The sequence below is a fragment of the Peribacillus sp. TH14 genome (assembly GCF_016651145.1).
Classification (GTDB): domain Bacteria; phylum Bacillota; class Bacilli; order Bacillales; family DSM-1321; genus Peribacillus; species Peribacillus butanolivorans.
The window spans coordinates 4,823,242-4,847,695 of record NZ_JAEKEK010000001.1; the positions used below are offsets into that span (position 1 = coordinate 4,823,242).

The following is a 24,454-nucleotide window of genomic DNA, read 5'->3' on the forward strand; positions in this document are numbered from 1 at the left end:
CAACGTTATCACTTTAAATGTTTTTGTTCTGGTTTGAATTGTACACCAAAACAAGGGAAGTTAAGTGACTAAAACTATTTAGCACATTAAAGATAACTTCGGTATTGAATTGGAGGTTTTTCTTTATGATTTCCAATAATAATGATTACGTAAACAGAGGATGCTTTTATCTAGAAAGCATCCTCTGTAGTGTATATTTGAAAGGTATAAGTAGTTTGTAAAAGTACACTATTATGAACGGTGTTTATCGACTGTAAAAAGCAATCTACTCCTATTCAATTCACAATTCACTTGGGGTACTAGGGGTATATAATTTATGAACTGTCAGAAAGCCCTATCTCTATATTTAAAATTCTGAAAATAAAGTTTTTTCAGATATTTGTTGAAATTTCCATTAGAACCATTTATTATACAACTGTTAATGCGATTTTATATCAGCGGATGATAATTGTGGGAGAGACTAAACGCATTGTTTAGCACCGAAGGGGCAATTCCCAAAAATTGGGTATGAATCTCTCAGGTAAAAGGACCACAATAGGACGCGTCTCTGGAGAGAGCTATGAGCCACCAAAGGAGTTAAACTCTCAGGTAAAAGGACAGAGGAAAGATAGGAGAACACCTATCTTTCCTATGCCCTTTTTATGCTGGGAAAGATAGCACAAACGAAAAAAGGAGGATTGTGCTATGAAATTTATTAAAGAATGAGTCTTTCTTTTCAATTTTCCTGACTACAACTTTTACCTTAGAGAGAATCTGCAATAGGTTGAATGCAATACCTTTATCTTTTCAAAGGCTTGGTAGATTATGTCGAGGTTTGCACCAGAACCAGAATATTTATCAGCAACATATTGAGTAATATTATATTAAAATTGTAAGCGTTTTCTTTGTTGGGTTGAATAATAATATGTCAAAATGTTATCGGAATATTATTATTCAATTATCTGGAAATTAGGAGTGGGAAATCATATGCAGGAACAAAAATTGTCGAGAGGCCTAAAAAACAGGCACGTACAACTAATCGCTATTGGCGGGGCAATTGGAACGGGATTATTTCTCGGAGCAGGAAAATCTATTCACTTAGCAGGACCATCGATTTTATTTGCTTACATGATTACAGGCGTAATTTGCTTTTTAATCATGCGCGCACTTGGAGAACTACTCTTAACCAATTTGGAATATAATTCTTTTGTTGACTTTGTAAAAGACTATTTAGGTAATATGGCAGCATTTATCACCGGTTGGACCTACTGGTTTTGCTGGATTTCAATCGCAATGGCCGACTTAACAGCAGTTGGTCTTTATACCCAGTATTGGTTTCCCTCCGTACCACAGTGGATGCCAGGTTTAATTGCGCTTGTCATTTTGCTATTTATGAATCTAGCAACCGTAAAACTTTTTGGCGAAATGGAATTCTGGTTCGCATTAATTAAAGTTATCGCTATTCTAGCACTAATAGTTATCGGTATTTTCATGATTATTAAAGGCTTTTCCACAGATTCAGGCGCAGCCAGTTTCACGAATCTATGGAGCCACGAAGGTATGTTCCCAAATGGAATAAATGGATTTATCCTCTCATTCCAGATGGTAGTGTTTGCGTTTGTTGGTATTGAACTTGTAGGACTTACAGCAGGTGAAACAGAAGATCCAGAGAAAGTTATCCCAAAAGCAATCAATAATATTCCTATTCGGATTATAATTTTCTACATTGGCGCACTTATTGTCATTATGAGTGTTTATCCGTGGAACGCAATCATCCCATCGGAAAGCCCATTCGTCCAAGTATTCGTGGCTGTTGGTATCGCTGCAGCTGCTGGTATCGTCAATTTTGTCGTCCTAACATCGGCTGCTTCGGCATGCAACAGTGCAATCTTCAGTACAAGCCGGATGGTATACTCACTTGCCAAAGATAAAAATGCACCTGTGCCATTTGCAAAACTTAATGCCCGTAAAGTACCTTCCAATGCACTGGCCTTTTCAACTGTCGTCATTCTAACTTCCGTTGTTTTGAACTATTTAATGCCAGAAGGAGTATTTACGTTAATTACAAGTATTTCTACAGTATGTTTCATCTTTATTTGGGGAATTACTGTCATCAGTCATTTGAAATACCGCAAAACAAGGCCAGATCTAGCGAAAATGAACAAATTTAAATTACCACTTTATCCAATTTCTAATTACTTGATCCTTGCTTTCCTAGCGTTCGTACTTGTTGTGCTTGCACTTGCGGAAGATACTCGTGTTGCCTTGTTCGTAACTCCTGTTTGGTTTATTTCGCTGATTGCGATTTATAAGATGCAGAAAACGAAGGTAAATCATGCGGATCAGAAAGAGGTAGCGGAAAATTAAGAGGCTACGGACAAAAGTAAGGGACCTACTATTAACTTTATCAAAATAGTCAACTTGCAAAAAACGATGATACAAGCGACCGTGAGTAATCTGGATGACCATATGTGACATTCATAAAGTAAGAATTTTCAAAAAAATAATGTTAACGCTTACAAGAAAATCTTGACATTCTTATTTCCACCAATTATTCTAAACATAATAAAATTAAATATGAGCGAATGACGGTTGTGGGAGAGTGCAATGCGACACGCCACCGAAGGAGCAAGTTCCAAAAAGACCCTTGGAACAAATCTCTCAGGTAGATGGAACCACAACTGGACGCACCTCTGGAGAGCGCGTATAAAGTAGTACGCCACCAAAGGGGAAAGGCCCTTTTAATATAAAAGGGTTAAACTCTCAGGTAAAAGGACAGAGAAGGGTAGAGAAAGCTAAACTAAGCTACCCTTCTCTGTTCTTTTTTGTGCGCAAAAAAAGGGTAGTGTTTCGTAGTCACTAGCTATGCAACAAACCTTTAATTCAAAAATTTTCAAGGGGGAGTACAAATGAGTTTACAGCAAAATGATTCAATCATTTTTCAAGCTATCAGAAACGAGCAAAATCGTCAGCATCAAACCTTAGAGTTGATTGCATCAGAAAACTTCGTCAGCCAAGATGTATTAGAAGCAATGGGAAGTGTAATGACGAATAAATATGCAGAAGGATATCCAGGAAAACGTTATTATGGCGGATGTGAATTTGTCGATGTGGCAGAACAAGCAGCTATTGAGCGCTTAACAAAGCTGTTTGGTGCCAAATATGCAAATGTTCAGCCTCACTCGGGTGCACAAGCAAATTTCGCAGTATTTTTCGCACTGCTTCAGCCTGGTGATAAAGTAATGGGAATGAACCTTTCACATGGCGGCCACTTAACTCATGGAAGTCCAGTCAGTGTTTCAGGAAAATGGTTTGAAGTAGTGTCTTATGGAGTTAGAGAAGATACCCAATTAATTGATTATGATGAGTTGGAAGCTATCGCAATGAAAGAAAAACCAAAATTGATTATTGCAGGGACAAGTGCCTACCCAAGAACCATTAATTTTGCACGATTTAGAGAAATTGCTGATCAAGTTGGAGCAAAACTTATGGTGGATATGGCTCATATTGCAGGGCTGGTAGCGGCCGGTCTTCACCCATCCCCAATCCCATATGCAGATGTTGTGACAAGTACTACTCATAAAACATTGAGAGGGCCTCGCGGGGGTATCGTTTTAACAAACGATGAAGAGATTATCAAATCGATTAATAAATCTGTATTCCCAGGAATTCAGGGCGGCCCTCTCATGCACATTATTGCAGCAAAAGCGGTTGCTTTCAACGAAGCATTACAACCAAGCTTTAAGGACTATGCGAAACAAGTCATTGAAAATGCTGCAACACTTAGTGAAACATTAAAAAATGAAGGTGCAGCTCTTGTTTCTGGCGGAACAGATAATCATATTGTCCTTTTAGATTTACGTCCGTGGAATTTAACAGGAAAAGAAGCAGAGAAATTATTAGAAGAAGCAGGCATCACCGCTAATAAAAATACGATTCCATATGATCCAGAAAAGCCATTTGTTACCAGTGGTATCCGAATGGGAACAGCAGCATTAACAACTCGAGGCATGAAGCAGGATGAAATGGTGAAAATCGGTAAAGTGATTTCAGCTGTTCTAAAGAGTAAAGGGGATAAAGACGTTCTGGAGACAGCAAAAGAAACAACCAAAGGAATTTGTGATATTTATCCGTTATTTCAACAACCAATTACTGTGTAAGAAAAAAGGGGGGGACTCAATGGAATTTCAAAGTTGTTTTGACATAATAGGTCCAATCATGGTAGGACCGTCAAGTTCCCACACAGCCGGAGTCGTGTCAATCGGTAAATTCATCCATGAACTGTTAGGAGATTATCCAAAAGAAGTCAAAATTGTATTCTATGATTCATTTGCTGAAACCTATCAAGGACATGGAACAGATAAAGCACTGCTTGGCGGATTACTTGGGATGGATACCGATGATTCACGCATTAAAAACTCGTTGGAATGGGCAAAAGAGAATGGAATGCAGTACGAAATTGAATTTGAAAGCTGCTGCGAGTATTTTGACCATCCTAACACAACAATCGTGACAGCAAAACGCGGCGATTGTGTAGTAAAGGTAGGCGGAGCATCACTTGGTGGTGGTTTATCCAAGATTTTCATGATAGACGACGATATGGTAGCGATTCGTCTCAGTGCAGGTGATGACTTTTCAGCCCTTGCTAGTTCTTATCAACCAAGAAAGAAAGTAATGGACAAGGCTATATGATGGAAATCCAGACCATGAAAGAACTAAATGAAGCTTGTCAAAGAGAAGAAAAAAGCATTGGCGAAATCATGCTAATGATGGAAGCAGAAAAGTCAGGAAGAGACCAACAAGTTATTATCAGTATGATGGAAGAACGATTGATTAAAATGAAGGAAGCCGTTGATAACGGTATAAAGGATGCCTCAACCGCACCGAGTGGAATTTCTGGCGGAGATGCTTTGAAAATGAATGATTACGTTCAACAAGGTAAATCTTTGTCAGGCAGCTATATAAGCAATGCAATGAGCTTTTCATTGGCAACTTCTGAAAGTAACGCCCGAATGGGGGTCATTGTAGCTACCCCAACTGCGGGTGCAGCAGGGATTTTGCCTGGGGTACTGTTTTCGCTTCATAAAAATGATGGCACGCCTTATAAAGATTTAGTCATGGGGTTATTCACGGCAAGTATGCTCGGGCTTGTCATTGCGAACCGATCTTTCATTTCGGGGGCTGCTGGTGGCTGTCAAGCAGAGGTGGGCTCCGCAACGGCCATGGCAGCGGGGACAATCGTTGAGTTAAAAGGCGGAACACCACTGCAAGCCGTGAATGCGACAGCCATTGCGATGAAGTCACTTTTAGGATTGGTTTGTGATCCAGTCGCAGGACTTGTGGAAGTTCCTTGCATCAAGCGGAATGTGATTGGAACCTCAATTGCATTTTCAGCGGCCGACATGTCTCTAGCTGGGATTGAAAGCCGCATACCTTGTGATGAGGTAATTGAAGCCATGTATAAGGTTGGAAATGATATGCCAAGGACCCTTCGAGAAACGGCTCTTGGTGGCTTGGCAATGACAGAAACCGGTAAACGGGTGAAAGAACGTCTTTTTTGTAGGAAATCATGAATCATAATCGGGGGTAGATCATGGGTACTGAAACAGCATTAAAGCAAACACCGCTTTTTGAAGTATATAAAAAATACGGAGCAAAAGTTATTGATTTTGGTGGCTGGGCTCTGCCAGTTCAGTTTTCCAGCATTTTAGAAGAGCATGAAGCTGTTCGAACAGAAGCAGGACTTTTTGATGTTTCTCATATGGGAGAAGTACTTGTGGAAGGGAAAGATGCCGAGAGTTATATTAACTACCTTGTTACAAATGATGTAACAAAGCTTAGCATCAATCAAGCACAGTATACCGCAATGTGTTATCCAGACGGCGGAACGGTCGATGATTTATTAGTTTATAAATTAGGGAATGAAAAATATTTACTCGTTATTAATGCCGCAAACATTGAGAAAGATTACGAATGGATGAAGCAACATGTAAAAGGAGAGATGGCGCTCCAAAATATTTCGGAAGACATCGCTCAGCTTGCCATCCAAGGTCCAAAGGCAGAAAGCATTTTGCAAAAGTTAACGGAAATAGATTTATCAGAAATTGGCTCTTTTAAATTCGCCCAACATGTCAACATCTCCGGGATTACCGACATACTTGTATCCCGTACAGGTTACACAGGAGAAAATGGATATGAACTTTATTTAGCAGCAGACAAAGCGGTAGTACTCTGGGAAAAGCTCTTAGAAGCAGGAACTACGAATGGATTACAACCATGTGGACTTGGTGCACGGGACACGCTTCGACTTGAAGCACGTCTTGCACTCTATGGCCAAGAACTCAGTAACGATATCAGCCCGCTTGAAGCAGGAATCGGCTTTGTCGTAAAGACGAACAAAGAAAGTGACTTTATCGGAAAATCTGCTCTTACAGAACAAAAAGAAGCTGGATTAAAACGAAAATTAGTAGGGATTGAAGTAACAGGCAGAGGGATTCCGCGTCATGGTTACAAGGTAATTTCTCAAGGTGGAGAGGAAATAGGTATTGTTACATCCGGAACACAATCACCATCTTTGAAGAAAAGCTTAGGTCTTGCCTTGGTATCAGCCGACCAAGCTGAAGTGGGGACGCCGATAAAAGTGGAAATTCGTAATAAACTGATTGAAGCTGTTATTGTTAATGCACCATTCTACAAAAGATAAGAGGAAATATTTTAATAGAGTTATCGTGTAGTTTTTAAGTCGATTTCCGCTACTTTACATGCAGCCCGAAATCGACAACCTGCTATGAGTAAAATCGGTCTTTTATTATCTGAATTATAACAAAAATCAAAAAACAGAGAGGGAGAAAAAACAATGACAAAAGTAACATCAATTTTACGATATAGCAAAGAACATGAGTGGGTGCAACAATTAGAAGGAAATCGTGTACGTATTGGAATCTCTGATTATGCACAAAAGGCGTTAGGTGATATCGTCTTTGTTGAAAATCCAGCGATTGATGATGAAGTAACTGTCAATGAATCGATGGGAACGATCGAGTCAGTTAAAGCAGTTTCCGAACTTTATTCACCTGTTTCAGGTACGGTAGTTACCGTAAATGAAGAGTTAGAAGGCGCTCCAGAGACGATTAACGAGCATCCATTTGAAGCAGGGTGGTTAGTCGAAGTAGAAATGTCCAATCCAGAAGAATTAGATTCACTTCTAAACGAAGATGAATATCAAGCATTTACTAATGAAGGAGAGGAATAATATGACAGCCACTTATAGATACCTCCCTGATACGAAACAGGACCAAGAGGAAATGCTCAAATTTCTAAATATTTCTTCTATAGATGAGTTATTTGAAGATATTCCAGCTGAAATTAGCCTGCAGGATGAGCTAAACATTCCAGAGGCGGTTCCTGAACCGCTTCTTTTGAAAAAAATGAATCAGCTTGCTACAAAAAACAAAAATGCAAATCATTACCCAACTTTTCTAGGTGCAGGTACCTATGATCACTATATTCCAAGTGTGGTAAATCATATGATTTCACGTTCCGAATTTTACACAGCTTATACACCCTACCAACCGGAAATCAGTCAAGGTGAATTACAAGCGATTTTTGAATTTCAAACGATGGTTTGTGAGTTGACAGGAATGGATGTGGCTAACTCTTCCATGTACGATGGTTTTACATCGCTTGCAGAGGCTGCATCACTTGCCGTTGCATCTACAAGACGTTCAAAAGTACTTGTATCCAAAGCGGTACATCCTGAATCCCGTGCTATTTTACATACAGTAGCTGGAGGTCCGGGATACACAGCTGAGGAAGTAAATCTTGCTGATGAGGTTACAGATTTAGGGAAGCTGCAAGAACAAATCGATAAGGACACTGCTGCCGTAATTGTTCAATATCCAAATTTCTTCGGTTCCATTGAGGATTTAAAAGCAATTAAGAAAATTGCGGAAGAAAAAGGTGCCCTTTTAATCGTAAGCGCCAATCCTCTTGCACTAGCACTCTTGCAGGCTCCTGGGAAACTTGGGGCAGATATTGTGATCGGTGATATGCAGCCATTAGGAATCCCAATGTCCTTTGGCGGTCCACACTGCGGCTATTTTGCGGTAAGTAAGAAACTCATGCGCAAAATCCCAGGACGTATTGTAGGGCAAACAGCAGATGAAAAAGGACAACGTGGGTTTGTGTTAACATTGCAAGCGCGTGAACAGCATATTCGCCGTGATAAAGCCTCATCCAATATTTGTTCCAACCAGGCATTAAATGCTCTTGCCTCCTCTATTTGTATGACATCACTTGGAAAGCAAGGGATTCGTCAAATGGCACAGCTAAACATTGAGAAAGCTGATTACATGGCGAAAACTCTAGAACAAAAAGGCTTTACCATTATCAATGAAGCACCATTCTTCAATGAGTTTGTTGTCGAGCTTACTCGTTCGGTAAAGGAAGTCAATGAAAAACTTCTTAAGGCCGGTATTATCGGTGGATTTGATTTAAAAAGTGATTACGGCTTTGAAAATCAAATGCTGCTAGCTGTGACTGAGCAGCGAACAAAAGAAGAAATTGATCAATTTATTGATGTTTTGGAGGCGATTGTAAATGGTTGAATATAATGAGTTAATTTTTGAAATAAGTCGACCAGGGCGTGTGGGCTCAAGTCTTCCGGAAAGTGACGTTGACTATGTTGATATAAATGACAAATTTCCAAAGCATTTAATTCGTGACGAACCGGCGGAGCTCCCAGAAGTATCAGAGTTGCAGCTTGTCCGCCATTACACAGCGCTTTCTAATAAAAACCATGGGATCGATAATGGATTCTATCCACTGGGTTCTTGTACCATGAAGTACAATCCGAAAATAAATGAAGATGTGGCACGTCTGGAAGGCTTTAGCCGCATTCATCCATATCAGCCGGTTGAAACAGTACAGGGTGCATTAGAAGTTTTATATGAATTACAAGAAGAGCTAGCTGTCATTACAGGAATGGATGCTGTAACTTTACAGCCATCTGCAGGGGCTCAAGGGGAATGGACAGGTTTAATGATGGTTAAGGCGTATCATGCTCAAAAAGGTGAAACCAGAACGAAAGTACTTGTTCCAGACTCCGCGCACGGTACAAATCCTGCAAGTGCAAGTGTTGCTGGTTTTCAAACGATCACGATCCCATCCGATAAAAATGGATTAGTTGACCTAGAAGAATTAAAGAAACATGTGGGACCTGATACAGCTGCGCTAATGTTGACGAATCCGAATACCCTTGGACTTTTTGAAAAAGAAATTGTGGAAATCGCCCAGGTTGTCCATGAAGCAGGGGGCCTATTATATTATGACGGAGCGAATGCCAATGCCATTTTAGGTAAAACAACACCAGGCCAAATGGGCTTTGACATCGTGCACTTAAATCTTCACAAAACATTTACGACCCCTCATGGAGGTGGCGGTCCAGGGGCAGGCCCTGTCGGTGTGAAAGAGAAACTTACTCCTTACTTGCCAGTGCCGCGAATAGAAAAATCCGGGGATAAATATGTGCTGAACTCTGATCATTCGCACTCTATAGGACGGGTAAAAGGGTATTATGGAAACTTCGGAATTCTCTTGCGGGCGTATACTTATATTCGCACGATGGGGCCTGAAGGGCTGCGCCAAGTATCTGAAAGTGCCGTGATTCATGCTAATTACCTTCGCAAAAGATTAGCGCCATATTTTGAAGCGCCATTTTCACAAATTTGTAAACATGAATTTGTTCTATCCGGTTCTAGGCAGAAAAAGCTGGGTGTAAGAACGCTTGATATGGCAAAACGTCTGCTAGATTTCGGCTACCATCCGCCGACCATCTATTTCCCGTTAAATGTTGAGGAATGTTTGATGATTGAACCGACAGAAACAGAGTCGAAGGAAACACTCGATGCTTTTGCGGATGTAATGATTCAAATTGCCAAAGAAGTGGAAGAAAACCCAGGGGTTGTTTTAGACGCACCACATACTACGGTCATAGGGCGATTGGATGAGGTCCAAGCAGCTAGACAACCAATCTTGCGTTATTCCAAAGAGGAAGTAGTAGAGGAAGAAACGGTAAAGTCATAAATAAATGCTTGAACATGAACCACCAGGGATGAAAATAAAGAGAAAAGGAGAGTCTCATTATTTCATTCATGGTGGTTTGATGTAAGCGCGTGTAAAAAGGATGACAAAAAGAGACAAGAAGGGCGAGAAGAAATATTCTTTAGAATTAAAAAGACAGAGCAATGGAGAAATTCAATTGGTCTTTTTATAGACTATTGAACAACCTTAAAACAAAAATTACATCTGCTCATAGGAGTGAGAAATAAAATGTCCATCAGTAATCTTCGTAAACCAGAATGGCTTAAAATTAAATTAAATACCAATGAACAATATACGGGCTTAAAGAAAATGATGCGTGAAAAAAAGCTTCATACTGTTTGTGAAGAAGCAAGATGTCCTAACATTCATGAATGCTGGGCGGTCAGAAAAACGGCAACTTTCATGATTTTAGGAAGTGTATGTACGCGAGCTTGCAGGTTCTGTGCAGTTCAAACTGGGCTGCCTTCAGAGCTTGATTGGGAAGAGCCTGAACGTGTCGCAGAATCAGTAGAGCAAATGGGCTTAAAGCATGTCGTGATTACCGCTGTTGCTCGTGATGATTTAAAAGACGGTGGAGCAAAGGTATTTGCAGAAACTGTAAGGGCTGTGAGGCGGCGAAATCCATTCTGCAGCATTGAAGTTCTCCCCTCCGATTTGAATGGAGAATATGACAACTTAAAAACATTAATGGATACAAGGCCAGACATTTTGAATCATAACATTGAAACAGTAAAACGATTATCTCCACAAGTTCGTGCTCGTGCAACATACGAACGTTCACTAGAGTTTTTAAAGCGGGCAAAGCTAATGAATGCCACTATCCCGACGAAATCAAGCATTATGATTGGTCTAGGAGAAACAAAAGAAGAAATTATGGAGACGATGGATGACCTTCGTGCTAACAATGTGGAGATTATGACTATTGGCCAATATTTACAGCCTACTAAACGACATTTGAAGGTCCAAAAATATTGGAGTCCAGAAGAGTTTGAAGAACTGAAAAACATTGCCTTGTCAAAAGGGTTTAGTCATTGTGAAGCCGGTCCGCTTGTTCGCTCCTCCTATCATGCAGATGAACAAGTCCGTGCAGCAAAGGCTAATGCGTAATCATTTTTAAATAAACCTAGTAAGAAAGGGGAGAATCAGATGGTAGTCAAAATAACAGTGTCAGCCATAATTAAGCTGAAGGAAATGGCTCGTAAGGATGCACAAATTCCTCGTATTGATGCCGATATTGCCGGCGGCCGCGGGGTGTCGGTGAAGTTCTCCCTCGTATTGGACGAGCCCCGCAGAAACGATACAATTATTGAATATGAGGGAGTTCAGCTTAGATTAGATCTTTTTACTAAACGCTATTTAGATGAGGAGACACAAATTGATTATTTAGAAGATCGTGGCTTTATTGTCGGAGATAGCTTTGCATCCAGTGCATGTGCCATTGAAATAGATTAATAGAATCGTTACAGCTTACCTATTATATAGAAGATCGTGTTTAGAAAGGTTTTTTTCTTACAATATTCAAATATCCAAGTTTATGAAAACAAAAGGGGGAAGTATTAGATGAATCAAGAATATGACATTGTTATCATCGGAGGCGGCACCGGTGGATATGTTGCGGCCATTCGTGCATCTCAATTAGGATTAAAAACAGCGGTAGTTGAACGAGGTAAACTTGGTGGAACATGCCTTCATGCAGGTTGTATTCCAAGTAAAGCCTTATTAAGAAGTGCAGAAGTATATTCAAATGCAAAGAATGCAGATAAATTCGGTGTTATTGCCCCGGAAGTAGGACTGGATTTCTCAAAAGTACAGGCCAGGAAAGAAGAAATTACAGAACGTTTATATAAAGGTGTACAACATTTAATGAAAAAAGGAAAAATAGATGTGTACGAGGGTAAAGGAAGTATTTTACAGACAAAAGATGTTTTGGTGAAATTGAATAATGAAGAACGGGAAATGATATTAACCCCCAGAAATATTTTAATAGCAACAGGATCTCGTCCGAGAACACTTCCCGGTTTAGAAGCGGATAGCGAATATGTGATGACATCGGATGAAGCACTGCAAATGAAAGAGCTCCCAAATTCCATCATTATTGTCGGCGGCGGTGTTATTGGAATTGAATGGGCATCGATGCTTATTGACTTTGGATTAGAAGTGACTGTGATAGAGTATGCCGAGCGCATTTTACCAACGGAAGATAAAGATATTTCAAAGGAAGTACAGCGACTAATGAAGAAAAAAGGTGTGAAAATTGTAACCGGGGCAAAGGTTCTTCCAGAATCGTTAGAAAAAGGGGATGGAGTCTCTATTAAGGCGGAATATAAGGGGAAAGAAACGACATTTACAGCAGAAAAATTATTAGTATCCGTCGGAAGATTACCTAACGTAGAAGGCATTCATCTTGAAAATACGAAAGTTGAAGTCGAACGTTTTATTCAAACAAATGAGTATTATCAAACGAATGAGCCAAACATTTATGCAATTGGAGATGTGATTGGCGGATTGCAGCTTGCTCATGTTGCTTCACATGAAGGAATTATCGCGATCGAACATATGGCAGGAGAAAACCCTGTGCCTCTTGATCCAACACTTGTTTCAAAATGCGTATATAGCAGTCCAGAGGTAGCGAGTGTCGGTCTAACAGAAGAAGAAGCAATGCAGAAAGGATATCAAGTAAAAACAGGCAAATTCTCATTCCGTGCGATTGGAAAGGCTCTTGTTTTTGGTGAATCAGATGGTTTTGTCAAACTTGTTGTTGAAGAAGAATCTAATAAGATATTAGGAGCGCATATGGTTGGGCCACATGTAACCGATATGATCACAGAGGTTGGTCTTGCACAGGTATTAAATGCAACTGCCATGGATATCGCTCATACAATACACCCGCACCCTACATTAGCGGAAGCTATTGGGGAAGCAGCCCTGGCTGTGTATGGTAAAGAAATACATGCCTAGATAAAAATTCTAGTGAAAACTGAAAAAATGTGTTGTGATTGCAAAATTCTTTGTAATTCTTTCGCCCATCCTCACCGTATTTCAAGAATGATAGGATTCGTTATTGCAGTTACAGGGATTGTTCAATCATCGATAGTAGTATATTCAGTTTTGAATCCGCAGCTTTTTAGTGCTTTAATTACAATTCAATAGGATGGTGAAAGAACCTTGATTAAAGAAGTGAATGTTAACCGGGCTAAATTATTAATATCTTGCCCAGAGAAGCCAGGTATTATCTCGGTTGTATCTAATCTGTTATTAGAAAACAAAGCAAATGTTGTTCATTTTGATCAACATACGACGGATCCACAAACAGGTATGTTTTTTATGAGGATCGAATTTGATTTAAATGATTTTGATGTTTCCTATGCAAAACTTGAGGAAGACATACATATGCTGGCTCAGGCTTATTCAATGGATTGGAGCTTAAGCGGAAATAAGAAAAGAAAACGAATGGCCATTTTTGTATCTAAAATGGATCACTGTCTAATGGAGCTTATATGGCGTTGGAAATCGAATGAACTTCTAGTGGAAATTCCAATGGTAATCAGTAATCATCCTGATTTAAAAGAAGTAGTAGAGAGTTATGGTATCCCTTATTATCATATCCCTATAACTCATGAAACAAAACAACAAGCTGAACAGAAAGCTCTAGAACTACTGAAAGGGAAAGTAGACTCTATTGCCTTGGCCAGATATATGCAAATCCTTTCCCCTAAATTTATTTCCGAGTTTCCCAATCAAATTATTAATATTCATCATTCTTTCTTACCGGCATTTGTCGGAGCAAACCCTTATGCCAGGGCCTATAACCGAGGTGTTAAGTTAATTGGAGCAACTGCCCATTATGTTACGAATGATCTTGATGAAGGACCCATTATTCAGCAAGATGTAAAGCGGGTTAATCATAGACATACAATAGAAGAATTAAAGGTTGCCGGAAGTCATGTTGAAAGACAAGTTTTTGCCGAAGCTGTTTCCTGGCATATTGAAGATAAAGTTATTGTTCATGGTAATAAAACAATCGTGTTTGATTAAGTTCATATTAACACGTTGCAAAGATAGGAGATAGACAAAAATTTTAAAGATAATTGAGTAACTTATTTAATTTTTTCAATATTTCAAAAATAAATTTTTGCTGATACTATTAGAACAGACAGAATACTAGACTTGGAAGTATTTTGTTCTATCACAAATGCGATGCCAGTACTAGTTTGTGCCTCCCATGACTAGCTATTCCCTATATCAATACCAACATGTCCACTTCTTTTTAAGTATTAAAGAATACTATATGTCTGGCATTACTCCCCTAGGAGATACCGGTTTTTCAGTAGTTCATCTCTTGGCGATGAACCACGCTTTGGATTACGTGAAAAAACTTATTGGGCAGGGAGCATTCCTGTAGAACGCTAGATTTTAACTTCGAAAAAGAGCCCATCAGTGCGATAAGTATACATAATCACAACACGCATCATAAGGTGGAAGCTCTACTATGAAGTATAAAATGCAAAAAAAATAAAATCAGCTATTGAACAAATTTCGGATCGTCATCTCGTTGTCGGTGTGAATATTTCACAACTATTAAAAGTGTCACGAGCTGTAAATTTTCGTGGAATCGTCGTTGGTGATTCTCTTACTTTTGAAAATAGCCAAAGGGTATTCACTAGATTACTCGAATGGATTAAAAAACTACAAGATTCAAACAACTTATAATTAATTTCAGGGGTTATGAAATCCTGCGAGTAAGTGAGCTTTCGAGAGATATAGCTATCATACTAAGGGAGTTTGAAAAAGGATGTTGAAGGATTTTTTTGAAGACTTGGGAATAGAAATAGAAAGTCTATTTGATATATGCATAATCACATTGATTGTTTTTGTTTTTTTAAAAAGAAAAGGATGGATTAATTAAAGGGGGTTTGAAAAGGTAAGGTAGTTAAAGAAGACATAGATAGCGGACTTACACCGTCAAGTAGACAGCATCTAAAAAAGTTTAGGAAGCCATCGAGTTTCGATATTCAATCGAAGCTCGATTGTTGAGCCTAATTTCATGGGAATTTTCAAATTTGATCTACTTTATTCTCACAGTGGACTAGAGGGAAGACATGTTACGCTTATGTCTATAGGATCAAGAGAACATAAAGGCTTTATAAAAGGGTTCGAGATTCATTGAGTATTTAAGCTAATTTGCTCTTTACCAAAGGTTGGTTTTTTTATAACATTGGAAAAATATAAAGATGGAGATATGCAGCAAATTCATGCTTTGGAATACAATAAGTGCTTATTCTAAAAAAGTGGAAACAAGTCATCTAGATGACTCTTGTCTCAGAATTTAATCAGGTCAAATGTCGTCCTTGAATATGCCTCATCGATACAGGCAACCATTTTCTGTTTGAAAAAATGAAAAAAAACATTTTTAAGAAATGAAAAAAAGGTGTCTATAATAAATGGATTTCCAAATAGTAGAAATGTTAAGGGACTTTAAAGAAATTGCGAATTTTTGTTAAAAAATGGTAAATAAGATTCTGATTTTCTGAAATGCCTGTATGATAGTCTTGTAACTAAATTTGAACAATCATGGAGGCAGAAAAGGATGAAGAACCTTAAAAAATGGCTTATGGTATTGATGGCGTCTTTCATGTTGGTTGGTGTTGTCGAAGGTTGCAGTAGTGCGGGTACAGAGACAGAAGATACAGAAACGGAAGATAATCAAACTGATGATGGAGCTGAAACAGAAGGTACTGAAGACGATTCACAAACAGATGAAAACGGACAATAAGAAAAATAAAACAGTGGCTGAATCATTTATGGTTCAGCCTTGATTAATAATCAAAACAAAAATACCGACAAAGTTAAACGTTCCTAGATAGCCTAATTAACGGAATATGCATGTTAAAGGTAAACTAGCTTTCTATATTTTTCTTTTTGTAGAACTAACGGATGCGTTAGTTGAAGATTGGGGCTGTCTTAAGGCGACTTTTTCTTTATGCAACTATCGGGGCAGATTAGTTAAAGTACCCCCATAATATTCCTTAGTTTGATAAACTGAGAATGTACGTTTTATTAAGGAACCGTAGTATTAAAATTTTTAGGGGGCAAACAAATGAAAGAAACAGAGTATCTGCAAGTATGGAACTTGGATAAATTGTTTCCAGATGGGAGCCAATCATCTCAATTTCGTGAACATTTAAAACAATTGGAAACCAAAGTTTCTAAATTTGAAGAAAAATTAAAATTTTTTCATACTCCAAAAGAATTAAATGAATCATTAAAAGTTGTAGATATTATTGAATACATAATAGACATTCGAATGAACCTATCACAAGCCAATTCTTTTATAACCTGTCTTCTTGCACAAAACCCAAAGGATCAAACTGCTACAACACTACGAGGAAAAACATCTTCTATAAATGCTCGTTTTGAGTCTGCTTTTAAAAAAGTACAAAAAGTACTTGTAAACACAAATCAACATTTGTTGGAAGGTATACTAGATACTGAGGTTTTAAATAACTATAAGTTCATACTTAATGAATGGCGTAAAAAAGCCGAGATGCATCTTTCAGATGAAGAAGAAAGCTTAGTTTCAGATCTGATGGTAGATGGTTATCATGCTTGGGGGCAGTTTTATAATTCACTTGTTAATAGTATTAGAGTTAATGTTCAAATCGACGGAGAAAAAAGTGAATTATCTGTTGGTCAAGCGATAAATTTACGTTCACACCCTGATGAAGAGGTTCGCAAAGAGTCTCATAGGGCTTTGGAAGATAAATGGAACGAGCAAGAAGAACTATTTGCCAAAATACTGAATCATATCGCAGGTTTCCGATTACAAGTGTACAAAAAACGAGGATTAGAAAATATACTAAAAGTTCCTTTGATTGAAAATCGCATCAAAGAGGAAACACTGAATGCAATGTGGAAAGCCGTTAGTAAATACAAAAAACCTTTTACAAATTACCTAAATCAAAAAGCAAAAATGAATGGCGATGAAAAAATGCATTCGTATAACTTTTGGGCTTCTGTTACAAAAGGTAATCAAAAGATAAAATATGAAGATGCTGTGGATTTTATTTTGGAGCATTTTAGTCAATTTGGAACGGAATTAGAAAGTTTTTCTCGGCAGGCATTTGATAAAGGTTGGATAGAGGCTGAAGATCGTCCAAATAAATCAACTGTTGCGTTTTGTGCGGGGTTCCCACTTTCAGGAGAATCAAGAGTTTTTATGACATATGGTGGTAGAATTACCAATGTTTTAACCTTGGCACATGAATTAGGTCATGCATTTCATAACCATGCGATGAAACCGGTTAATGGAATGAATAAACAATATCCAATGAGTATTGCTGAAACTGCTTCAACATTTTCCGAAATGATCATCTTAGATGCTGCAATGGAAAAAGCTGAATCCACTAAAGAAAAATTGTTTCTGCTTGATGAAAAATTAAAACGTAGTGTGATGAATTTCATGAATATACATTCTAGGTTCTTGTTTGAAAAGAAATTTTACGAGGAACGTAAAGAGGGGATTGTTTCATCATCACGTTTAAATGAACTAATGCAAGAAGCAATAGATGAAGGGTATGAAGGTTCTCTTGATAATGCTTCTATCCATTCGTGGATTTGGACACCACATTATTATATGACCAAATCTCCATTTTACAACTTCCCATATACATTCGGATACTTATTTTCTCTAAGTATTTATGCAAAGGCAAAGGAAAAAGGAAAAGAATTTGAAAAAGATTATTTAGACTTGCTTCGTGATTCAGGAAGTATGTCCACAGAAGATTTAGTAATGAAGCATTTAGGGGAAGATATTACATCAGAAGCCTTTTGGGAAAAAGTAATTGAATTATGCGTTAAAGATGCCGAAGAATTTGTTACCTTAACATCTTCTTAAGTTTACGGGTACTTTACTTCAAAATAAGTAAGGTTGCTGAGGCGACCTTTTTCTTATGGCACTAACGGGGCAGGATAGTTTAATAAGCAACAAAACAAACAAAAAGTAAATAAATAATAATAAAGGCAATTAATGAACTGTAGGGTGATAAAATGGATAACTTTGAACGTATGCTGAATGAATTGCAACAATCAGCGATGGAACAAATGAAAAATTCAAATATTCAAATCGACAAAAATAAATTAAACTCGTTCAAATATATTATCTCAGAGTTAGTAAGCATTAGAAATGAGTTTGCGAGTAAACTTTCCCAATTACAGAATTCAAAAGAAAAGGAAATTGTCACTTTTGAGTATTCAAAAGGTGGAGAAACACTTCACAGAGGATATTATTGTCCAAGTCTGGTACTTGATTTGATCGTAGGAAATTTTAAAAGAGGTAAACTACTTAAAAGAAAACCGGATTTTGGGAAATATTCTTATGAATACGGCTTCGATGCAGACAATAGATTGATAAGGGTAAAAGGTGTAAATGAGTTTACCACTCCAGTTAGCCGTTTTGATGAAGAATTCTTGATTTACTCCGATGATATTGTTCTTGGAGTAGAGTTTAATAATATGGGTCACATTGATGTGGTGTCCAAATGTACGTACTTATGATAATGGGAAAATTGTTAAGTATGAACGTAGCGTATGTGGCACACAGGAGTACGAAAACCTTTACTACGAGGAATACTTCTATGAAAACAATATGCTTTCAGAGGTTAGCATATTTGATGTAACTCCACGTATTGAAATATACGAAGAGCAAAAATATAAGGTTGAAATTGATGAAGACAGTAAAATAGTTAAATTAATAGGTGGGTTTATGTCAAATGGAGTCGCGGAAAAAGATGTTTTGGATTTTTATGAAGTAATTTATAAATAGGACTTTTTTGTATGAAAACACTTTAGTGAAAGGCCATACTTAAATAAGCCCACCATATTCTAATTTTTTTGAAGGACGTAAATGTACTATGTCGTTATTTTAACTGGTTATGCAGTTTGTTGTTCAGATGGATCGATTGTATAGCCTTTCTTTTTTAGGTATTCGATCATTTTTAATTCTTTGTTATTTTGTTTTTCTTCAAGATAATTTGAGCCTAGTTCTTGATAGGGTTCCCCTGTTTTTAAGATGTTGTAAGCAATCGTTAGTAGTAAATGAGCAGAAGCGATTCGTCCCTTCATTTTTCCCTGCCGTTTGGTAATCCTTTTTCGATGTGAAGCAATTCGATTATTTTGTCTTGATGTCGCTAGTACACATTCTACAGCCATCGTTTTCAAAGCTTTGTTACCTTGTGTGGTTTTACTCGTTTTTTTTTACCAGCACTTTCGTAATTTCCAGGACTCACACCAGCCCAAGAGGCAAGATGTTTAGCTGACTTAAATACGGACATATCCACGCCCATCTCTGCAATAAAAGTAGCTGCGGCAGCTTTGTTCACACCAGGTATTCCATCCAATAATTCTACTTCCTTACGATAGGGGGACAGGAGTTGATCGATTTGTTTTTCCAATTCTTCTATGGCTTTTTCTAAATAACTCATATGCTCCCAATGGTAACGCAACATATCACGATGATGACGGCGAATACGTCCATTAATTGCACTGGCAATGTCCGTAATACTAGCTTTTGTTCGCCAATCCACCATTTTTCGAAGACCATCGGTCTCTATTTTTTCACCGTTTAGAATCGCTTCAAGGATACGGCGTCCCGATACACCAAAAATGTCTGATAGTACGGATGTTAGCTTGATATTAGCATCTTGAAGAATTTTGTGAATGCGATTCTGCTCGGATGTGCGATGATGAATCAATTTTTTTCGATAACGAGTAAGATCCCGTAAATCACGAATATCCTCCGGTGGAACAAAATTGCTTTCAATAAGTCCGCATCTTAGAAGCTTGGCAAGCCATTCGGCATCTTTCACATCAGTTTTACGCCCTGGAACATTTTTGACATGCCTGGCATTGGCAAGAACAAGGTGAAAAGAATCTTCGAGAATATTCCATATTGGTTTCCAGTAGACTCCGGTACTTTCCATCACAACATCGGATACCTGAAGGGTAGTTAACCAATCACTTAAAGCCAAGAGTCCCGTTGTTGTAGTTGAAAACGTTTCAATAGAGGTTTTTGGCTTTTTATCTAATGGACCAAATAATACACAGGCTACTACTGTTTCTTGGTGTACATCTAGGCCAGCACACCGTTCAATCATTGCTTCCATAGGAGAATCACCTCAATAAAAGATTAACAATACATATGACAGGAGATTTGTTACAAAAATTTTTGTATACGTACTTGTAGTACACTAAATGGTTCTTCAATACTGTCACAACCAGTTTCTTATACAGGGTATCTTCCTTAAGATCCACCAAAAAAAGTTCAGCCTGGTTGTATTGTTATCATCCATTATTGTCAAGGGCTTAATGGGTTAGACTTTATTTTGGGTAAAGAGCAGGTTTTCGTGGTAGATGGTGGCGGCGAGGAGCGCCGCCATAGGAGTTTCTTATAAAACTACAGGAGCGTTAGCTGAAGATCAAAGCTGTCTTTAAAGCAGCTTTTTCTTTATGGAACTATCGGGGCAGTTTAGTTGAAGAAGGATTTGAATCCGAAGTTAAAGAATAACTAATGAAATACATTTTACAAGGAGTAATTTTAAAGTAATAATGAGGAAGAAATCGTTTCGCTTATTAGAGAAGATAAATGGATGATGGAAATATTAGAATCTGCCAAATCATTGAATTTGCCTGATTGGTGGATATGTGCTGGATTTATCCGATCAAAGGTCTGGGATGTGTTACACGATTTTAGCGTAAGAACAACTATTCCAGATATTGATGTGATCTATTTTGATCCAACAAATATTGATAAATTAGAAGAAAAGAAAATCGAAAAAAACTAAAATCCCTTATACCCAATATCCCTTGGTCGGTAAAGAATGAAGCGAGAATGCATGTTAAAAGTAATATGCCTCCTTATTCTTCGTCTGTTGATGCTATATCGAAGTTTCCAGAAACAGCAACAGCTTTAGGAGTAAAGTTAGATGAAAATGACAATGACAATGTAATATTAACAGCCCCTTGTGGAATTAGTGATGTTATTAATTTAGAGGTAAAACCAACACCGTATTTTAAAGAGACTAAAGAGCGAGTGGAAATTTATGAAGATCGCATAACAAAAAAGAATTGGAAATCAACTTGGTATAAGATAAAAGTTAACCACATCAAAATCCCTTATTAAGCTAAAGGGTGCTTTACTTCATTTAGGAAGGGTTGCCGCGGCAGCCTTTTTCTTATGGCACTAACGGAACAGTTTAGTTTATTAAGAATAAAAGGAATTTCTTACTAATTAGTGGAATTTATATTAAAATGATTAAATCCAAATAACAAGAATTATAATTACATATGAAAGAGTGATGAAAATGAGTTTTACTATCCGTAAAATGCAAATGGAGGACATACATCAAGTTCAACAAGTTGCAAAAAAAAGTTGGAACTCTACCTATGAAGGCATTATCCCTCTTAAAATTCAGGAAAATTTCTTAAAGTATGCTTATAATGATGAGATGATGCAAAAACGTTTAGAGGGTTCTTTTATATTCGTTTCAGAGGTTGATAGGAAAATTGTGGGCTTCGCTAACTTCTCTCCTGTAAAAGAAGGCGGGGAGGCGGAACTTGGAGCGATTTATATAAACCCAGAATACCAAGGAAAAGGAATAGGAACTGCTTTGCTAAAAGAGGGCATTAAGAACTTAGAAGGTGCAAAAGAAATTTTTATCAATGTAGAAAAAGATAATCAAATAGGAACAACGTTTTACAAGGCAAAAGGATTAGAAGTTGTATCTGAATTTGATGATAACTTTGATGGACATACCCTTAAAACAGTAAGAATGGTCCTGAAACTATAATTCTGATTTGATAAAAGAACAATGATTTGAGAAGTTAAACCTTATGGTAACTATTTAAATCGTGTTAACCTAAATGGTGCGAAAGTTTAACAAAGGGTTGTCTGCGGCAACCTTTTTCTTATTCAACAAATGGGGCAGTTTAATAAATTAAGAAAATAGAAATGATTTTTATTACGGAAAAAGGATCCAAAAAAAGCTGAGGCCTACATAATATATGAAAATGAGTTGGTGTGTTGCTTTTTAGATAAATTCCCAATAAATAAAGGGCACGTTTTAGTTGTTCCCAAAACACATTACCAAGAATTCAGTGAAGTTGATGGAAAGAGTTTGAATGAAGTAATTCTTATATCTCAAAAAGTAGCTATTTCACTTGAAAATTTACTCAATACAGATGGAATAACCATTATGCAAGAAAATGGAATTTACAAAGATGTTGAACACTATCATATGCATATAATACCGAGGTTTAAAGGTGATGGTTTTTCTTGGATCGAACCTGAAATTACCGTGAATCAAGTTGATTTTATGGATTTAAAAATAAGTTTGCAGGGCTATCTTAGTAAAAATTTCATTTAAAGCTTATAGAACTCCCTCAGTTTAATAGATAATGCTCACGAATACTCGCTTATTCGCAGGATTTCAAACCACATGGTATAGGTTGCTTTAGATGAACGAAAGAGATAGGACCGTTTTGATAAGATGAGGGCAGGTTGAAATAGGGGATCCATTGAGAATCCCATATTATTACATATGTCGCACGCATTTTCCACGTCGCCCCTGGAGGCTTTCCCTCCCATGTCTCAACGGGTCATAATCCTATGCCCTTTCATTCCTTCGTCATGCCTATCCAAGGGGTGGAGGCTGGTTTTGCTAACGGAACGGGTCATTGCCCTTTTGTTCTATATATCCAGTACTTCGTGCTTTCTTTGAAATCCTACGAATAAGCCAACTTTCGTAAAAACAATGTGAATGTAAATTTACGTCGCTAGTTGTTCAAGAGGGAATACCATTTCCGGTTTATAGACAGAGCCATTACGAGCAATCCCTACTAGGACACGGGCGAGTTTTCCACATAGTTTCATGATGGATTTCATTTTCTTAATCTTCTTCACCTTAACATTGTTCGAGTGTAGGGCTTTAAACTCAGGGTTATTCATCACCAGACTCATGGTCGCAAGGAAGAGGTAACGCCGCAGGCGTGATCTTCCACGTTTGGAAAGAACAATTTGGCCTTTCCACTTCCCAGAGCTTGCCTCAGCGAGATGCAATCCTGCATGACGAAGGAGCGCATTCCCGTGAGCGAACCCACTCAGATCTCCAGCTTCTCCTAAGATGCCCGCCAGTGAAATTTCGCTGATTCCTTTAATGGCAAGTATTTGCTTAACGAATGGAATCTGTTCCAAGACGTTTGTGACTTCTTGCGTCACTCTTTCGAGTTGGGATGAAGCGAGATCATATTCCTCTAATAACTGTTCCAAGTGAAGTTTATACGCATCAAGGGCTTGTTTCGTACCAATTGAACGCTTGGCCAATGTAATCAGGGAACGGGCTTTTTTATGCCCGGAATGTCGCTTCATACATGATTTCCACCCGGTTACGATATCTTGAGGCTGTAAGGAACATATTTCAGCTGGGGTAGGAAAGAGGCGTAGGGTTGCGATTGCCCCTTTACATGATACGTCTTTAAACACTTGCCGGAGCTCGGGAAAGACAACATCCACCCAGCGATTAATCTGGTTGATGGAGCTAACAAGGCGCTTAACGATCACATCTCGGTTGGCCATAAGGACACGAAGTTTTTCAAATGATTCTGAAGTGGAACGAACGAAGGCATAATAGCCATTCTTCACCATATCAGCGATGACAAGGGCATCTTTTTTATCACTTTTGGATTGCGTATTATCACGATTTTCTTTGTTTCTTTTGACATGGTGAGGATTGACCGTAACGACATCAACGTTTTGTTTGACTAGCCACTTTGAAAGGTTTATCCAATAATGACCGGTAGGTTCCATTCCGACTATCGTGGTGTCTAGGTTTTTCATGTGTTTTAGTTCCTTGATCCAATTTAGTAATCTAGTAAAACCCTCTTCGTTATTTTCAAAAGACAAAGGTTTCCCGATCACAATGCCTCGATAGTTTACAGCACGGGCCACGTGTACGTGTTGGGCGATATCCACACCAACAACTAGATGTTGATCCGTAATTCTTTCAATCAGTTGATTTTGTTTGTTTTGCATTTTAAAATTCATAGTAGGGCTTCCTCCTTAAGATGAGTTTTGGTTTGTGTGTACTCTCATCATACTGAGGGGCTCTGTTTTTTTCAAAGCCGATAATTAATGCTCTACAGGAATGCTAACAGGTGCTTTACTTCATTACTAGGAGCTGATCAACAGCTCCTTTTCTTATAGAGCTAAAGGGGTAGGATAGTTCAAGAATGCTGTTTGACCTTTGTTCAACAAATGGGGCCAGATAGTTGAAGAAGGATTACTGAATTTATATATAGAATAGAACTATAGATCTAAATATAA

The 24,454-nt window shown here is 38.0% G+C and carries 20 protein-coding genes, 2 pseudogenes and 3 riboswitches; of the genes and pseudogenes, 19 read left to right on the plus strand and 3 right to left on the minus strand.

The genetic code is table 11. From position 1 onward, the window contains the following. The first annotated feature begins 441 nt into the window (after positions 1 to 441). Positions 442 to 542, plus strand: a riboswitch (glycine riboswitch). Between the two features lie 3 nt (positions 543 to 545). Further along, positions 546 to 602: riboswitch (glycine riboswitch) on the plus strand. Positions 603 to 966: 364 nt separating this feature from the next. The 16 genes from JFU50_RS23365 to JFU50_RS23440 all read left to right on the plus strand — a co-directional run bounded on the left by JFU50_RS23365 (position 967) and on the right by JFU50_RS23440 (position 18,901). After that, entirely contained in the window at positions 967 to 2,346 is a 1,380-nt protein-coding gene (locus JFU50_RS23365) for an amino acid permease (RefSeq protein WP_201224347.1), read from the plus strand. Between the two features lie 316 nt (positions 2,347 to 2,662). Then, positions 2,663 to 2,768: riboswitch (glycine riboswitch) on the plus strand. Positions 2,769 to 2,888: 120 nt separating this feature from the next. Beyond that, on the plus strand, positions 2,889 to 4,139 hold the full coding sequence (gene glyA, locus JFU50_RS23370; RefSeq protein WP_201184933.1) for a serine hydroxymethyltransferase: 1,251 nt from the start codon (positions 2,889 to 2,891) through the stop codon (positions 4,137 to 4,139). Between the two features lie 19 nt (positions 4,140 to 4,158). Then, positions 4,159 to 4,671 carry a serine dehydratase beta chain gene (locus JFU50_RS23375; RefSeq protein WP_201224348.1) on the plus strand — a complete coding sequence of 171 codons (513 nt, stop codon included), beginning with the start codon at positions 4,159 to 4,161 and terminating at the stop codon, positions 4,669 to 4,671. Next, positions 4,671 to 5,552 (plus strand): L-serine ammonia-lyase, iron-sulfur-dependent, subunit alpha, encoded by an 882-nt coding sequence (gene sdaAA, locus JFU50_RS23380; RefSeq protein ID WP_201187856.1) that lies wholly within the window; start codon positions 4,671 to 4,673, stop codon positions 5,550 to 5,552. The genes JFU50_RS23375 and sdaAA overlap by 1 nt, the downstream gene beginning before the upstream one ends. Positions 5,553 to 5,572: 20 nt before the next feature. Next, positions 5,573 to 6,682, plus strand: coding sequence for a glycine cleavage system aminomethyltransferase GcvT (gcvT, locus tag JFU50_RS23385; protein WP_053346222.1), 1,110 nt, complete (start codon positions 5,573 to 5,575; stop codon positions 6,680 to 6,682). Between the two features lie 153 nt (positions 6,683 to 6,835). Beyond that, the gene (gene gcvH / locus JFU50_RS23390) at positions 6,836 to 7,231 is read left to right on the plus strand and encodes a glycine cleavage system protein GcvH (protein WP_201224349.1); all 396 of its coding nucleotides are present in this window, start codon (positions 6,836 to 6,838) and stop codon (positions 7,229 to 7,231) included. 1 nt (position 7,232) lies between these two features. Then, positions 7,233 to 8,585 (plus strand): aminomethyl-transferring glycine dehydrogenase subunit GcvPA, encoded by a 1,353-nt coding sequence (gene gcvPA / locus JFU50_RS23395; protein ID WP_201224350.1) that lies wholly within the window; start codon positions 7,233 to 7,235, stop codon positions 8,583 to 8,585. Continuing rightward, positions 8,578 to 10,062, plus strand: a complete 1,485-nt coding sequence (gene gcvPB / locus JFU50_RS23400; RefSeq protein ID WP_201224352.1) for an aminomethyl-transferring glycine dehydrogenase subunit GcvPB — start codon at positions 8,578 to 8,580, stop codon at positions 10,060 to 10,062. Before gcvPA ends, gcvPB begins: the two co-directional genes overlap by 8 nt. A 246-nt stretch (positions 10,063 to 10,308) precedes the next feature. Beyond that, positions 10,309 to 11,187, plus strand: coding sequence for a lipoyl synthase (gene lipA, locus JFU50_RS23405; protein WP_201224353.1), 879 nt, complete (start codon positions 10,309 to 10,311; stop codon positions 11,185 to 11,187). Between the two features lie 39 nt (positions 11,188 to 11,226). After that, positions 11,227 to 11,532 carry an iron-sulfur cluster biosynthesis family protein gene (locus JFU50_RS23410; RefSeq protein WP_201224354.1) on the plus strand — a complete coding sequence of 102 codons (306 nt, stop codon included), beginning with the start codon at positions 11,227 to 11,229 and terminating at the stop codon, positions 11,530 to 11,532. Between the two features lie 108 nt (positions 11,533 to 11,640). Beyond that, positions 11,641 to 13,038, plus strand: coding sequence for a dihydrolipoyl dehydrogenase (lpdA, locus tag JFU50_RS23415; RefSeq protein ID WP_201224355.1), 1,398 nt, complete (start codon positions 11,641 to 11,643; stop codon positions 13,036 to 13,038). A 207-nt stretch (positions 13,039 to 13,245) separates the two neighbouring features. Then, on the plus strand, positions 13,246 to 14,115 hold the full coding sequence (gene purU, locus JFU50_RS23420; protein WP_201224356.1) for a formyltetrahydrofolate deformylase: 870 nt from the start codon (positions 13,246 to 13,248) through the stop codon (positions 14,113 to 14,115). 1,552 nt (positions 14,116 to 15,667) lie between these two features. After that, entirely contained in the window at positions 15,668 to 15,853 is a 186-nt protein-coding gene (locus tag JFU50_RS23425; RefSeq protein ID WP_201224357.1) for a hypothetical protein, read from the plus strand. A 324-nt stretch (positions 15,854 to 16,177) separates the two neighbouring features. Then, the gene (locus JFU50_RS23430) at positions 16,178 to 17,974 is read left to right on the plus strand and encodes a M3 family oligoendopeptidase (protein WP_201224358.1); all 1,797 of its coding nucleotides are present in this window, start codon (positions 16,178 to 16,180) and stop codon (positions 17,972 to 17,974) included. Between the two features lie 152 nt (positions 17,975 to 18,126). Further along, positions 18,127 to 18,633, plus strand: coding sequence for a hypothetical protein (locus tag JFU50_RS23435; RefSeq protein WP_201224359.1), 507 nt, complete (start codon positions 18,127 to 18,129; stop codon positions 18,631 to 18,633). A 91-nt stretch (positions 18,634 to 18,724) separates the two neighbouring features. Beyond that, a complete protein-coding gene (locus JFU50_RS23440) occupies positions 18,725 to 18,901 on the plus strand; it encodes a hypothetical protein (RefSeq protein WP_201224360.1) in 177 nt (58 codons plus the stop codon). Between the two features lie 107 nt (positions 18,902 to 19,008). Here JFU50_RS23440 and JFU50_RS31000 read toward each other — a convergent pair whose 3' ends face one another. After that, positions 19,009 to 19,287, minus strand: a complete 279-nt coding sequence (locus JFU50_RS31000) for a hypothetical protein (RefSeq protein ID WP_242486030.1) — start codon at positions 19,285 to 19,287, stop codon at positions 19,009 to 19,011. Between the two features lie 5 nt (positions 19,288 to 19,292). Beyond that, the gene (locus tag JFU50_RS23445; protein ID WP_242485239.1) at positions 19,293 to 20,240 is read right to left on the minus strand and encodes an IS110 family transposase; all 948 of its coding nucleotides are present in this window, start codon (positions 20,238 to 20,240) and stop codon (positions 19,293 to 19,295) included. A 483-nt stretch (positions 20,241 to 20,723) separates the two neighbouring features. Here JFU50_RS23445 and JFU50_RS23450 point away from each other — a divergent pair. The 3 genes and pseudogenes from JFU50_RS23450 to JFU50_RS23460 form a co-directional block, all read left to right on the plus strand. Further along, positions 20,724 to 21,256, plus strand: a pseudogene (locus tag JFU50_RS23450) (nucleotidyltransferase family protein). A gap of 181 nt (positions 21,257 to 21,437) precedes the next feature. After that, entirely contained in the window at positions 21,438 to 21,923 is a 486-nt protein-coding gene (locus JFU50_RS23455) for a GNAT family N-acetyltransferase (RefSeq protein WP_201224362.1), read from the plus strand. Between the two features lie 201 nt (positions 21,924 to 22,124). Next, positions 22,125 to 22,499 (plus strand): annotated as a pseudogene (locus tag JFU50_RS23460) (HIT family protein); the annotation flags it as partial. 401 nt (positions 22,500 to 22,900) lie between these two features. On the opposite strand, the gene JFU50_RS23465 reads toward JFU50_RS23460, so the two are convergent. Beyond that, complete coding sequence (locus tag JFU50_RS23465) at positions 22,901 to 24,175, minus strand: IS110 family transposase (RefSeq protein ID WP_201224364.1); 1,275 nt, start codon at positions 24,173 to 24,175, stop codon at positions 22,901 to 22,903. Positions 24,176 to 24,454 lie beyond the last annotated feature (279 nt).

Coding starts and splice junctions, on each gene's coding strand:
- gcvPA (WP_201224350.1), top strand. CDS start 7,233: ATGACAGCCACTTATAGATACCTCCCTGATACGAAACAGGACCAAGAG.
- JFU50_RS23455 (WP_201224362.1), top strand. CDS start 21,438: ATGAGTTTTACTATCCGTAAAATGCAAATGGAGGACATACATCAAGTT.
- lipA (WP_201224353.1), top strand. CDS start 10,309: ATGTCCATCAGTAATCTTCGTAAACCAGAATGGCTTAAAATTAAATTA.
- JFU50_RS23410 (WP_201224354.1), top strand. CDS start 11,227: ATGGTAGTCAAAATAACAGTGTCAGCCATAATTAAGCTGAAGGAAATG.
- gcvPB (WP_201224352.1), top strand. CDS start 8,578: ATGGTTGAATATAATGAGTTAATTTTTGAAATAAGTCGACCAGGGCGT.
- JFU50_RS23435 (WP_201224359.1), top strand. CDS start 18,127: ATGGATAACTTTGAACGTATGCTGAATGAATTGCAACAATCAGCGATG.
- JFU50_RS31000 (WP_242486030.1), bottom strand. CDS start 19,287: ATGGCTGTAGAATGTGTACTAGCGACATCAAGACAAAATAATCGAATT.
- JFU50_RS23430 (WP_201224358.1), top strand. CDS start 16,178: ATGAAAGAAACAGAGTATCTGCAAGTATGGAACTTGGATAAATTGTTT.
- glyA (WP_201184933.1), top strand. CDS start 2,889: ATGAGTTTACAGCAAAATGATTCAATCATTTTTCAAGCTATCAGAAAC.
- JFU50_RS23425 (WP_201224357.1), top strand. CDS start 15,668: ATGAAGAACCTTAAAAAATGGCTTATGGTATTGATGGCGTCTTTCATG.
- JFU50_RS23375 (WP_201224348.1), top strand. CDS start 4,159: ATGGAATTTCAAAGTTGTTTTGACATAATAGGTCCAATCATGGTAGGA.
- gcvH (WP_201224349.1), top strand. CDS start 6,836: ATGACAAAAGTAACATCAATTTTACGATATAGCAAAGAACATGAGTGG.
- JFU50_RS23365 (WP_201224347.1), top strand. CDS start 967: ATGCAGGAACAAAAATTGTCGAGAGGCCTAAAAAACAGGCACGTACAA.
- JFU50_RS23445 (WP_242485239.1), bottom strand. CDS start 20,240: ATGGAAGCAATGATTGAACGGTGTGCTGGCCTAGATGTACACCAAGAA.
- JFU50_RS23465 (WP_201224364.1), bottom strand. CDS start 24,175: ATGAATTTTAAAATGCAAAACAAACAAAATCAACTGATTGAAAGAATT.
- lpdA (WP_201224355.1), top strand. CDS start 11,641: ATGAATCAAGAATATGACATTGTTATCATCGGAGGCGGCACCGGTGGA.
- gcvT (WP_053346222.1), top strand. CDS start 5,573: ATGGGTACTGAAACAGCATTAAAGCAAACACCGCTTTTTGAAGTATAT.
- sdaAA (WP_201187856.1), top strand. CDS start 4,671: ATGGAAATCCAGACCATGAAAGAACTAAATGAAGCTTGTCAAAGAGAA.
- JFU50_RS23440 (WP_201224360.1), top strand. CDS start 18,725: ATGCTTTCAGAGGTTAGCATATTTGATGTAACTCCACGTATTGAAATA.